Origin of the sequence: Nocardia mexicana NBRC 108244 (genome assembly GCF_001613165.1) — a bacterium.
Lineage (GTDB): Bacteria > Actinomycetota > Actinomycetes > Mycobacteriales > Mycobacteriaceae > Nocardia > Nocardia mexicana.
The window spans coordinates 84,012-97,811 of record NZ_BDBV01000080.1 but is presented as its reverse complement, the minus strand read 5'-3'; the positions used below and the strand labels follow the sequence as shown (position 1 = coordinate 97,811).

Sequence of the window (13,800 nt, the reverse complement as noted above, 5' to 3'; positions counted from 1 at the left end):
CATCGACGTGGAACCTCGGTCGGCACCCGCACTCGTCCGGGCGGCGAAAGGCCTGGCAGAAGGTCGGCTGGCTGATCCGGCGCTTTCTCCGGCGCTGCTGGCCCGCGAGCTCAATGTCTCGCTCCGCACCCTGCAGCGGTCGTTCACCGCAGTGGGCGAGACCATCACCGCCTATATCCGTCAACGGCGGCTGGAGGAGGCCAGACTCGAGCTCACCACGTCGCCCCGCCGGGTGAGCATCTCCGAACTCGCCGCACGCTGGCAGTTCTCCGACAGCAGTCATTTCGTCCGGTCGTTCAAGAAGGCCTACGGCCGGACACCCGCCGACTACACCCGCACCACCCGGCCGGGCGGGGCCAGAGCCGGTGTCAAGGTGTCATAAGGGTTTTCGAGCTCGCGGCGAACCTGCGCCGGATCGAATCTCATGCGTCGGCTGCCAGCCGGTGTGGATCTGCGCCGCGTACGGCGTCGTCCCCAATTCTCTCGTGGCGCAGTGTGCAGCAACACCTACGGTCGTTACACCGATCATGAGTGCGCTTGCCGGAAGGATCCGAGAAGGAAATCCGGTTTGACACACTGCGCCCGAGCGTGGCCCCGAGGTTGTCGGGTACACATGTGACACCCGCAGTTTCGGGTGCGCTCTCCCGCATCGGCGTATGAACCACCGTCGGTCGCGTCGACGGAGGTCGATGCTGTTCGGTCGAGCTACCATGAACTCTAGGAAGATCGCTGCCACTGTCGCGCGGACCAGGACGCCATCCCTGCTGAATATTCGCGCCCTGCTTGAATATTCGCGCCGAAGCCGGGCGGCGTGAATGGGTGGCAGAGCATCGAACGGTCCATGCTGCCTCGTGTCTGTTCGGCTTGCGGCGGCTCGTTGCCCGGCATCGGTTGGCTGACCCTCAACACGTCCAACACTTCGTGAACCATGTCGCCGGGCTGGCACTTCGCTGACGGCGGCCAGTAGATACTCTCCGTATGCGGTCCGTTGGTGGTCGGCGAGATCCCGCTCGCGGCTGCAAATATCACACGGTCGCTCGGTATGTGACGTTGCCTCGAATCGGGCTGATCGGGGGCTATGCCTCAGGAACTCGGTTCGGAGGAAGCACCTCGGCCTGGATGATGTATCTCCCCTGGTCGTACTCCCTCCCCTCTTGGCGGATCTTCTCCACGGAAATTATCCTGTATTCAATTCCGCGTGGGAGTAGTACTTCGAACTGATTCTCAAATCGACTGATATGTTCCAACCATATAGCACGAACGTTGTCCGGCACCTGAAGAACGATCTTGATCGGCTGGGCCATTATCGCTTCATCCCACAGTGACGTCGACAAGTATCCGGATTCCGTCTGAATCGTTCCATTCAGATCAACTTCATGTAATTTACGGTCCCCGACGTGCTTTTGGTTCTTGTCGACCAGGTGGTACGCATTGGCGATCCCTCGAAAGACGGTCAGGGGCTCCGTCAATGGGGTGGTCAGACGGAATGCGTCGTCGATAGTGGCGATATCGGACTTGATCTTTTCGTGCTTACCCTCGATCAGTTTTTCATGGCGATCGGCCACAACGCCCGGCTGGGCCTGGTCCTTTCGTAATAGCTTGTTCGCCAAGGCGCTGGCGGTATAACTGGCGAGAGCGCGAATATGGTGGTCATTGAGATTGGCAATTGCCTGTCTTAGTGTATTGTTCCCGTAAGACTTCGCATCTTGGGATGTATCGAAAATTCGACGACCCTCCGAGGAGAAATATATTCCCGGAGTGACTGTAGCCCGGTACCCTCCCGACACGACGTGTATCCCGTCTCCTATGGCGACTTTTATTAGGCCGCGACCATCGTCGAACTCGGGATCGAATGACCGAACGTGAGCGGTCCGGCCTTTATCGGTCGCGTACTGGTCCAGTTCCGCCAGTCGACGAGACAATCGCGCGATTCGCCGTCCTCGCGCGCGGTCGGTGCTGCCGAGGAACTTCGAGGGGTGATTTCGTTCGGCAAGAATATCCTTCAATTCGGAGCGCAGTTTTCTGTCCGTTTGCTCGGAGCGGGACATGCTGACGCTTGAATCAGGGTTATCGGAGTCGGGGCCGTTGCGAAGACCTGTCCGGAGTTGTGCCGGACGGTGTGGTGAACTCTGGCCCGCATCCGACAGCAGGGCCCCCGTCAAGCCGATAGTGGTTTCGTCCGATGCTGCGTTCAGAGGTCGCTCAGGCGTGGCTTGCGACGGGAGTGGTGCACGGCTCTCGGGCTGTGACGACTCTGCGATGGCAGCGGCAATGGTGCGCCGATCAGCTTGGGGATGCTGCGTGCCGGGCAGGCCCGCAGGATGCGAGGTGTCGCGCGGGGCGCTTGTCGCAGAAGTATCGGTGAGCGTCGGATGGGCATGAGTGATCGCAGGGTTGTTGTGTTCGTCGACAGCAAGGTAGTAGTGACCTCCACTGTCATCCGTGCGGAGGAGGGCGCGGACAGGGGCGTTGTCGGGACCCTCGCGGTAGGTGACGAATCCGCCGCTGCGGTCGAAGATGCGGAGGTTCAGACGAAATCTGCGGGCGGCAGCCTGGATCAGGTGGTCACCGGCTTCGTTGTTGTAGGCGCCGGGGCGACGGAGCTCGTTGATCTGTCGCTCGAATTCCAGGGCGACGTATCGCTGGTGTTCTTGATCGAAGTGCTCACGTCGGCGGAATTCGGCCAGTTGCTCGTTTGTGGTGCCGTACCCATTCCTATCGCGCCGGGCGCGATTCGCCCCTTCCTCTTCGAGTCGGCTGGTGATGTCTGCCGTCGTGAAGTGTGGGAGATGGCGAGCGCGGTCCTGGTATAGCCCGTCGACGACGGCGCTGCGGATCGCCTGTATCTGATCAGGCAGACCGAGGATGCGTGCCAGCGCATGCATCATGCAATCACCGTCCGCCGGCATGGATTCCCACCGCGCGCCAGGAGCGATATGGCGCTTGATGGCGTCGGAGATCGGTTCATAGCTCCTGACGGGTTCGTGCGTCGGGCGGCGATCCGTTGAGGTTGAATACTCGCTCGGCGCAGTCGGTCTGGGCGTGTCGAATCCTTCCCCAGGCGAAGGCGAAATCAGAGCTGGTTCAGCGCTGAGATCCGGGTTGACCGTGACGAGCTTGCCGTCGCGCAAGGCGAAGTACTGTTGTCCGCCGACGTTGTACACGACAATTGCGGAATCGCCGGGTTCGCCGTAACGCAGAACGAGCGGCCGCTTGTCGGGGCTGACAACCACGATGTTGCTGCCGAGTATCTGAGCGGTAGTCCACAGGATGTCGGCTCTGTGCGGTGAGCTGTCGGTCGCTTCCAGGCCGACGATGAGATTGGCGAGTGCCTGTTGCCGTGCATCGGTGAACATCTGGTGGAACTGCTGACGGTGTTGCGCTTCGGTTCGGCGCATTGTGTCGGTGACCAATCCGGTCCGCTGCGCCGTATCGAAGTCGCGCAGGCGACTGAGTTCGCCGCTTCGCATCCGATCGAGTTGAGGCGTATTGATGCGCTCCGTGAACTCGTCGAATCGAGTTCTCAGAATCTCCGCGACCCGACTCTGGGCCGAGAGGGTGTGGGCGGCGGCGTCGGTTGCGGATGCTTCTTGCGCGGACTGGGCGAAATAGCGATACAGATAGGAAGTATTTCCCTGTGTGGGGAGCCAATTCGAGGGGACCGGTGACCGAGCCCCGGTGTCGGAATCCGAGGCCCTCGCGGCTTCCTGCGACCTCTTCGGCGCGACCTCGTCACGGGCGGTTTGCGTCACCGGGTGCGGTGTTTGTGAAACGACCTGGGCTTCGATGTCGTAGATAGCAGGGTCGACGCCATTCTCGCCATGGCGAACCGTCACATTCGTGATCTTGATTCGGGTGCCCCGCGGTAGCAGCACCTCATGCTCGTCCGAGTGAGCACTGAGATCTCCGACCCAGAGCCCAAGCGTGCCCGCCGGCAGTCGCAGCGTGAAGCGGAACTCGTATTTGCCGTGGGCTTCTTCATCGGGATCTTCGTGATCTGGTTTCAAGGATGTCGACATATACCCAGGTTTATACAGAGTCTTTCCGATCAGCGAGCGGGGATCGTCTACTTGCGGTATCGACCCGTCCTCTTCGCGTAGCGAATCGAATGTGTGGTGTCCGCGCATCACGATGATCGAGTCCGGAAGCGGGTGCTCGGTTGCCCGGTCGAGTTCGAGAATTCTTCGGTCGACGGCCGTGAGATCCGGCTCGAATTCGTGATCGGATTCTCTGGTGCGGAGGCTCTGTGAGAGCTCCGCATATTCGAAGCTGTTATCTAGCATTTCGAAAAGCCTGTTTTCGGGATTCGAATCAGATAGCACCGATTCGATAGCACGACGCACATCTGGGACCAAGAACGGTGCGTCAAAGAATGCTTCCAGCAGTTTCATGCTGGGCTGAAATCCAGGTTTGGCGAACTTGCTCAGCGCAGAGAAAGATCGGTTGTCCTCGCTGAGAGCGCTCAAGTGTGAGGACCATTCGGAGCGGTTCATTTCCAGCAGGGCATTGATCTTAGAAGAGTTGCTTGTGTACTCATAAACAGCACGGATTTCTTCGTCGCTCAATCTGTCGTGGACGTGTTCGAGTCTTACCTGTGCGTACTCGTAACCCTCGTCGCCTTCGAACCTCAGATAGTCGGCCTGCGATTCCGGGCGGTCGATCGGTGGTTGATCATTCTGCGTCTCCACACGTCGGCGCTTCCGGCTGGGAGCATCCGAGCGCTCCCGTGCAGCCGTTTCGAGTCGACCTGTCTCGCTTGCCTTCCGTTCATCGTGCTGCTTGGCTGCGGTCCGGCCGGGTGGTGTGGGTGTGGGAGTGCTGAACGGTATGTCGGGATCGGAACTGTCGCGAGCACGGATCTGGAATTCTCGATCGTTTCGAGATTGATGTTGATCCGATAGGTCGTGTACAGGTTCACCATTTCGCGTGTACAGAATGATGTAAACTGAACTGGCAGTCTCAGCCTCTTCCGGACCGAATAGGCGGGGCGCACCTTTGGTCGGGTCGTCCAGGTAGATTCCGTCGACGTGCCGGGGATAGAAGTCTCCCGAGTTCCGGACCAGCAGGTAAGCGTGCCCGCCGACGTCGTGGGAGCCGACCGGGCGAGGGAAGATTTCCACGACCAGACCGATCGGATGCGCATCAGTCAGCCGTTCGATGATCTTGGCGTGGTCGGCGACGGGCTGGAGCGGCGCGCCTGCGGCCTGTTCGAGATCGGCCTTGGTGACACCACCGAGACCCACCTGCCTGTCGAGATCTCCGATCACGGTGCTGCCGGTGAGTTCCTTGAGTTTGCTCAAAGCTCTTGGTGCGCAGTCGTTGCTGCGCGTGGGGGTTCGCGATCGTACGAGACGGTCACCAGGGTCCCGGGGGCTGTGCGTGGTGTGCTCCGATCCGGGAACTGCTGCAGTGGGAGTCGCTTCGTGGTCTCCGGCGCCGATCGTGTCCAGGCGAGCCTCGCCCGGGTGTGGCCCGGCATCGTAGCTGGGAGGGTTGGGATTCACGATGAGGCTGCGCCGGTCATCAATCCGTCTGAGCTCCGAACTGTTACGGGCCGGAACGTCAGGCATCAGGCGACCGTGAAGGATCGTCTTCGTTCCTTGCTCCGTAACATCGGTGATCCAGTACTTGATTCCAGGAGGGAGGATCCGAGCATGGGTAGGCGCGAGTTCGATCCAAGTTCCCGGTGTACCCGCGGGAATCTCGAGGTGCAGGACCGTGTTTGATTGATATTGTTCGAGGTCCCCCGGTACTGGCCGTGCTACGGTGTATCCGGGCCTTTTCTGTATGGTGCCGATCAGATACCCTGATCGTTCCTCTGTTCGGCCGTGATGGCCGCGTAGTTCGGACGGATCGTTGATTTCCAGAGCGACGATCCGGTTGTCCGGCGCATGGCGTCGAGTATTCAAGAATACGTTCTCGACTGTGCTAATGGCGTGCCGAATGAATTGTATAGACAAGGGATCGCGGTATGACATCCGGTCTGAATTAGTATTCAGAGCGGCGTACAAATCGAACAGTTTTCGCTGCTGTTCTGCATTGGCGGGCGGGATGATTTCGTCCAGAAGGTCATGCTGATGTAATTGTCTATTGTGTTGAATTGTTGATTCGAACCAATTGATTGCCTCATGTGTCTGTGCAAGCAGTTGAAGTCTGCGGTGCTTATGCGGCTCAGCCTCCCGGAAGTAACCAGCCCATTGTTGTGCGTATTCAGGGTCGGCGTTGCGTGTCGAAGATGACGTTGTGTCGAGATGAAGTTTGATGCGGTGCCTTGGTGCCCGAACTTGTTGCACGATACGAACAGCCTCGATCTCGCGGGCTACAGCAACTGTTGTTGCGTGTAAACTGACTCCGTCGTCTGGATGCCCGATCGTAATCATGGCTGCTTTTAGTTCATCGACTGAATTGACTGCTGCTTTCAGCTTCCAACTAGCGATGCCGGTCCCGAGAGGGCTGAACACATGCCAATAGACATCCTCAGCTGTGTCGATATCGCCGATGGCAATCGACAAGATTGTGCGATTGTCCCCGCTGTCGCCATAGCTGAACACGCGTGCATACGAGTTCGCCTTCGCAGCTAGCTTGTCGATAGTCTTTACTTGTTTCTTGAATCGATCCTCTCGAGACTCCGCCAGCCCAGCGCGATTCCACCTGTCTCGGACGTCGAGGGGTAAACCGCCGAGATCATCGTTGTTTTGATGAAGGTATCCACAATCCTTGGTAATCACATCCTGTTGCGCTTCGGTCAGACTTCTCCACCACTGAGCGGTGCGTGTGACTTTATCTGCGAAGTGCGGTAGTTCATGTATGTATGCGTTCAGCTGCTGGAGTGCGTCAGTGGCAATTCCAACTCGGCCACGCGGCAATGACCTGGAAGTTCCCGCTGCTGGTTCCCCTGTGAGGCCGATGGTGGTCTCGGCCGACGGCCTGCCGATCGGTGTGACCGCTGATGGGGCGTGATCTCCCCTGGTTTCCAGTAGTGATGCTCGGTCGAGCTGCACGTGGTCTTCGTCGGTGAGCGTTTCTGGAACGGCATCCAGCATCGGTGCCAAGTCTGCGGCGATCCGGCTGTGGAGTCGATGCAGTTGCTCGCGCTCAAGATTCCGGAGGGCCAGTCGAGCGAGTGAGAACGGCCCTCGCAATGTGAGAACTTCGAGCTTCGGCCGCAGCTGCCCGAGAGTTATCGGATGATGCCCATCTGAACCGATAATTCGATCGATAAACTCGCTATATGTTCTCTTGGCATCTTTCGGGAGAATCTGTTTTCCCTCTCCCTTCATCCTATCGAGTACATCGAGAAGTAGCAGGCGATGATCGGGCGTGACATTATCGGGGTCGTTGTGATGGAATTCGGCCAGAAATTCATCGACGTGTGCTATCAGCGGATCCGTCGAATTTTCGATGACTCCCGATGCTCGCAGTACGTCGGTCAGCCGACGGGCAGTGGTCAACTGCCTGATCCGTACGGCATCGTCGTTAGAGACCGGCCCGGACAAGTGGAAATGAAAATTCAGCAGTGCACGTAGGCGAGGTTCTGGGTTCTCGAACAGGGCCGCGGCTACTCCTGCTACCCCGCTCTGGTGATGCAGCCCGATAGCGCTGGCCAGGTCCCGCCCCGACAATCCGCTGCCGCGGCTCGGGGGCCGATGCTGGAGTCCTGACTCGGCGACCTTGGGGACATGTTTGTCGCGATACGCGGCGCCCGTGGCGTCTTGCTGTCCCAGTGCCGACGATGGATCGCTCGTCTGATGCGGCACCGGCCGACCTGGTGGCAGGTTCGAACTCGGCGCCGACGCGGGCTGAGATACAGTTGCTGCGAGTAAATGCTCCGCCGGGGGCTGGGGGATTTCGAGATCGAGCAGGTGAGCCGCCGGGGGTGGCGGCAGGGGTGGTGGTGCGATGGTCTCGAACAGCGAGCCATCGGAATTGCATCCGATCTCGTAATTTCCGCTACCAGGATCCTGGAGGTGTATTATCGGTCGGCTGAGATCCCGATCCGAGTATATGAAGGTCGAGCCCGGCCGCCATACGACGAGATCCACCCCCAAAATATCGCGGACTGTGTTCAGTAAAGTGCGGATGTTGGAGTCTGAGAAATCGGGGCCTGCTGCTTGAGAAATTTCGTCACTGGTTCCCGGGGGGTTGGGGATACTAGCGTGGACTAGCGCCAACGCAAAGGGTAGCTGAGCAGTTCCACTGTCTCCCCACATTGTCGGCCGGAGTGATTCGATATCGACTAGTTTAGATGGCTGAGTTTCCTTACCTGTGGTCTTGTCTAGTTGTGATTCACTCTCGCCCGTAATCCACTGTAGCGGCCTGAATGCCGCAAGGATGTTCGGATCCATTAAATGCGCCAAGTCTTGAGATCTCAGTGATGGCACGCCGAAGGCCGTCTTCATGTAGTGTGCGATGGATCCATGGATTCTCTCAGGATGTGTCTCTTTCCAGGGGGAGACCGTCCAAGGCCCACCGATGTAGGTGGCGTTTCTTGCTATCGTCCATTCGATACCTTGTAGCCGAGTGGCTTGTGTGAGATGCCGAAGCGCATCGGGCACCGCCTTGATTCCCTCGCTGGTGAGTCCCCGCATCATCTGCTGGTATTCCCTTTTGAGCTTGGTGGAACCGAATGCCCATTCTACGAATTGGTGTTCCGTCAGCAGATTCTGGAGTCTCTCGTCGTCTGCCTCGATCGCTGCTCGTATCCTATGATCTTGCAGCAGGATCAGCCGCGCCGGTATCGCGGTAATCAAATCGAGCAAGTACCGTGAGCGTGAGGGTGCCACGATAAAATGGTTACCCAGATAACCTCGGTCGTATAGTCGACGTATCTCATCGTCAATCCGTTGACGTGTCTCATCGTCAATCGGCCAGGTCTGCAGACTATCGTTGTTTTTCGCATCCGGCAGAAACCTACCGTCCCGGAGACAGGGACCGAAGACTGGAATGTCCTCTTCGTGCATGAACATCGGACCGAGCCCGGCGAGCTCGACATCGCCGGGGCCGAGGTCTACATCCGCGTACACTCCGCCGCGCTGATACAGTATCGCGTAGCGGCCAATATCAGAGCCTAGGTTGAATGCTTTGACATTCAGGCTCAGCTCGTACGTAGCGACCAGCTCGTCTCCGCCACTGATGCGGATGAGGTTCCTGAGAGCATTTGGTTCGGAGAGCTTTATACCCTTCAAACCCTGATGCTGACCGAGCTGATCCCCGATCAAATCATGGTATCGTTCATCGGTCCATAGACTTAGTGTCCAGTCCGAGTCTCCTTTAGACTCCGACCACGCCTTGAGATTATTCAGGGCCGCGGGCGAGAGTTTTCCGCCGAACCACACAAAGTTCAGCTCCGTGGGCAATTTGTGCAGTTTGCCGACAGAGTCCGTCGTTTGCGGGCCTGCAGTCTGAGGAACAGCATCGACACCGTCAGCCGTTTCATGATTGTCCCCGGATGTTGCCGCATGGTCCTTGCCGGTCGACGGCTCCGGAACTTCCCGCAGGAAGGGTTCCGTCGATAGCTGCGTTGTGGGATCCCGATTGACCTGTCCGCGGTCGGGTCCGTTTCGTGGTGACTGCTGTAGTGGAGTTGCAGTCGCTCCGGGGCGCTCGTTCTGGGTGACGTCGGCCGCTTGTCGGTAACGGATGATGTCGGTAGGGAGATCGCGGTGGTTCGACAGTGGCCGGTGCAGGTCGTCGGTGGCGGTGTAGAAGTGGACACTGCCGTTCTGTCCGCCGCGGGCGGCTCGGTTCTCGACCTGGGCATCGATGTGGCGTGGTTCCGTGGATCGGTTGGTGGCGATCGAAGCGCCCACCTCGGACGGTTTGTACGGGTCGGGTGTGTGCTGATCCTGGATTGGCTCAGCGACGTGGTAATGATCGCCTTTCTCGCCGGTGCGGATCAGTATGCGCTCGGGGGCATCCGGTTTGTTGTGGACCTTGCTACCGTCCTGGAACACCACCACTAGATCGAGCTCGAACACCTTGGCAGCGGTTGGGATGAGGAAATCGCCGAGATGGTTGTCGAAGAAACCGCTTTTGTCGAGTTTGCCTGCTTGCTCGTCGAATTCTTTCGACGTACCGGCAAACGGCAGGTCGCGCTTGCTTTCGCGCAACTTGGCGACCAGCTGGCTACGCAGTTGTTCGTGTCCGCCGAATTTTCCCGCGGTGACGCGTTCCAGCGCATGGAAAAGACAGTTGCCGTCGGCGGGGATGCGGTGTAGGCGGTGCCCAGGTAGCGCGTCGGCCTGTTCCGGAGTGGGGTCGTATTGATCTCGAGGCTCGAATTCCAGTGGGCGGATAACACCCCGATGGCCGGGATCGCCTGTGGGCAGACCACTTTCCGTGTGTGGAGCGGTTTTCGCGCTGGCGTGTTCATTCCTGGTGGTGTCGGGTGCCTGGTGACTGCGGATGATTGCGGTGGGGATATCACGGTGATTCGACTGTGCGTGGCGCCCGTCGTCGTCGGCGGTGTAATAGCGGACGCTGCCGTTTTGTCCATTGCGGGCGGCTCGGTTCTCTGCCTGGATGTCGATGTCGCGCGATTCCACGGACCGACTGGTGACGATCACATGCAGCCCGCCGCGTTTGTTTACGGCGGCGTCGATCGGGATATCGACGCCTCGGCCGCCCTGTCGGTTGATGACCAGGATACTGCCGGTTTTCCCGGCGTCGTCGAGAACCCTCTGCAGGTCCGATTCGGCGCGGGCGCCGTGCTCGAGGAACCATTTCGCATCGACTGCTAGATGATGGACGTCCTTGCTGGTCAACAGTTCCGACAGTTCGGCGACTTCGCTGTTGCGGTTGGCGATAACCAACTGCGGCCGACCAGTGCTCTCCTGCATCCTTTTCACGTCTTCGGCGATGGCTTGGAATTTCGCCTGCTGTGTGTCGACATGAGCGTCGTCACGGATCTGTAGTCGCGATTCCTCGAAACGAGGAACTGTCACTACCTGTTTCATTCCGTAATGATGTCTCAGTTCTCCCGCTACCCCCTTGGCTGTGCCGGAGGCGCCGGTGACGAGGTCGTAGTTCTTCGAGGAGAACAGCTCGCTCGCTGCAATGCTGTTCGAGTTCGCGGAGTCGCTTCGGATCCGCAGGCCGTGCCGGGCCTCGATGGCCTGCGCGAGCCCTCCGTTCCACCGGCTTTCGGTGGAGGTCGCCGGGTCGAACATCACCTTGTGGGTGGTCTGATCGATGATGTAGACCTTGCCCTCGACCGGGTCCACGATGTAATGGTCGTTCTCCACGAATTCCCACCGAGCCGCAGCGGCGTTGGCCAGCCGGTGGTGTTCGGACGGGGACAGCGCCCGGCTCAGCAGCGACTCGACTTTGGATCGGCCGTCCTCGGTCAGCTTTGCCGGACCCCCGACCTGTCCGGGAACTCGACCGAAATCGGCCTCGGTGAGTGCCTTCGATGCCAGATGGTTGGTCAAGAAGCTGTCTGCCCAGTCGATCGTGGCGACAGCGTCCGCGCCCGCGGGTTGGGCCGGGCCGTCGGACAGAACATAGGTCGTATTCGCGTGGACGAGCGCTTCATCTATCTCGTCGATCGCGGCCCTTCGACCTGGAACTTCGAACCCGCGTAAGCGCCCGAACCCGGCGTCGTTCTGAGTGCCGATGTAGATCGTGCGGTCGGACTTCGGTGTGGGATACGGTTCGTCCGGGTTCATCCGGACCACGTCGAATTCGAATGGGCCGAGCACCTTCACGTAGGTGTCGTATGCGGACTTGACCAGCGTGTCCCGGGTCGTGAATACCTGCACCGGGCCCTGTCTCGCTGCTTTCAACATCGCATCGGCCAGGAACACCAGGGTCTTGCCTTCGCCCGCGTCCATATTGATCGGGCCGTCGCGCATGGCCAGCACTCCCATCACCTGGCTCCAGCGCAGCGTCTTACCTGTACCCCGCTTGACGACCTCGACCGCCGCCGCGACGGCGTGGCGATAATCCTCGGCGGCCAATGAACGTGTCAATGTCTCGATGGATAGACCGGACCAATCCATTTCCCCGTCGCCATGGATAGCGAGGATCTTGCCCGCCTCTGCCTGGTAGTCCTGTGCCAGGGCATTATCATCGACCCGCGAGTGAACATGCCCATCAGTGCCATTGCTGTCTCGTGTGGCGAGCGTGTCGGCGTCGTCGCTCGTAGGCATCGATTCGTAGTTGACGCTTGCCGGCGTGTTCGCATCCCTTGCTGATGGGCCTGTGGCATTGCTCGCGGCGAGCGGCGGATGCTGTGGTGCGAGGTTGGCGGTGGATTGTGGTCTGCTGCGTTGCTGATGGTCGTTCGTGCTGGGAGGGCGGCCTTGCGTGACTGAATCATCGGCGTTGACGTTTGGTCGCGAGGTTGTGCCGGACACTGGTGGGGTACTGCCGTCACCGGTTCGCGACAAGGGGAGGCTGTTGGGCCGGTCGATCGTGGGATCCGTGGTCGAGGTAGCGGGTGTTTGCGCCTGGGACGCAGCGGCTATGGGCGGTTGGACGAGGGGAGTTCCGCTGTTGGCGAGCTCGTGGATTGGATGCGCGACGGGGGTTGAGTCGGGCGTGGGCTGTGCGGTGGGGCCGTCAACATGAGTTGGCCCACTGCTGTCGTCCGGTAGCGGTGAAGGGGTGCTATGGCTCGGGGATGACAGGCCGGATGCCGGATCACCCTGCGGATCGATGTTCGGCCGAAGGCTTGTTTCAGGTTGGCTGCTTGCCGCGTCGACATCGGGGGGTGCCGTCATCGAACCATGGTCAGCCCCGGCGTCGGCAACAGAGGCCGCGGATGCCGAACTGTTGTCGGTCCCCTCGACGGCGTCGGATTCTCCGGCATCGATCGATGGCTTGTCGTGGCTTCCGTCGTTTACGCTGCCACCTGCTGCGACGCCGCCGAACCGGCTGGCGAGAACCTGCGAGCTGATGCCGTGGGCGCCGCCGATGAAGCCGCTGCCGACGCCGCCGACGATCATGGCGGGATCGAACTCCCACTCTCCGGTGAACACGCCGTTGGCCGCATATCCGGCAAAGGCGCCGACCACGCCGGCGGGTATTCCGGCTGCGATCGCGTAGCCACCGGCCCCCAGCATGCCTGTCGGCCTGCCGAAGCGGTTGACCATGCCCTTGCCGACGACATAGCCGACGGGGAATGCGGCGAGCCCGGCGATGCCGGACACGGCCGTCGAGATGCCGACCTGCTTCCAGTCGATGGCCTCGCGGTGTCCCTTGCCGACCTGGATGCCCTGAATGAGCAGTTCCTGCCCGAATCCGATTCCGGCTTCAGTGCCCGCGACTATGCCGGCCAGTTTCCACATCGGCATCTTGGCGACGTTGGCGGCGTGGGCGGCCAGCCGCCGCAGCACCGCCTGGCCGATGACCTGGATGATTCCCTGTGCTTCCGCTTGTAGGGCGGGTACGGCCAATGCGCCCCAGAGTGTCGCCAGCGCGTACGCGATCTCGGCGGCGAGGATCGCCAGCGTTGTGTAGATCTGCAGCTTGACATACTCGATCTGGGTGCCGCAGTCGTATACCGATTTGCTCAGCTTGTCGAGGTTCTCGGCGAGTTTGTCGAGCGAGGTGTCGCCGGTGAAGAACTTGTCCAGCTCGTGCTTCATCTGAGCCGCGCCGTCGCTGGAGTAGTGACGCACGACCCGATCGGTGGCCATCTGCAGATCCGGTACGACGTTACGTATCTCGGTCGCGGACAGTTTCCAGTCGTCGGCGAGCGCGAACAGGGCATCTTCGTCGCCCTGCGGCCATTCCGAGCCCGCGACCCAGCTGAGCCACTGCAGCCACGAGGGCATCTCGATGCTCATCTTCGGGGTA

The 13,800-nt window shown here is 60.1% G+C and carries 2 protein-coding genes; one reads left to right on the top strand and one right to left on the bottom strand.

The window, feature by feature from the left end; all coding sequences use genetic code 11:
- The coding region (locus NM1_RS30050) for a helix-turn-helix domain-containing protein (protein WP_157124030.1) at positions 1 to 382 on the top strand (382 nt) is incomplete at its 5' end.
- Positions 383 to 1,076: 694 nt separating this feature from the next.
- Here the strand turns inward: NM1_RS30050 and NM1_RS41590 are convergent.
- Positions 1,077 to 13,790, bottom strand: coding sequence for an ADP-ribosyltransferase (locus NM1_RS41590; RefSeq protein WP_084520179.1), 12,714 nt, complete (start codon positions 13,788 to 13,790; stop codon positions 1,077 to 1,079).
- Positions 13,791 to 13,800: the final 10 nt, after the last annotated feature.

What these genes read in the sequence shown, in the direction of transcription:
- NM1_RS41590 (WP_084520179.1), bottom strand. Translation starts at nt 13,790, where the DNA reads ATGAGCATCGAGATGCCCTCGTGGCTGCAGTGGCTCAGCTGGGTCGCG.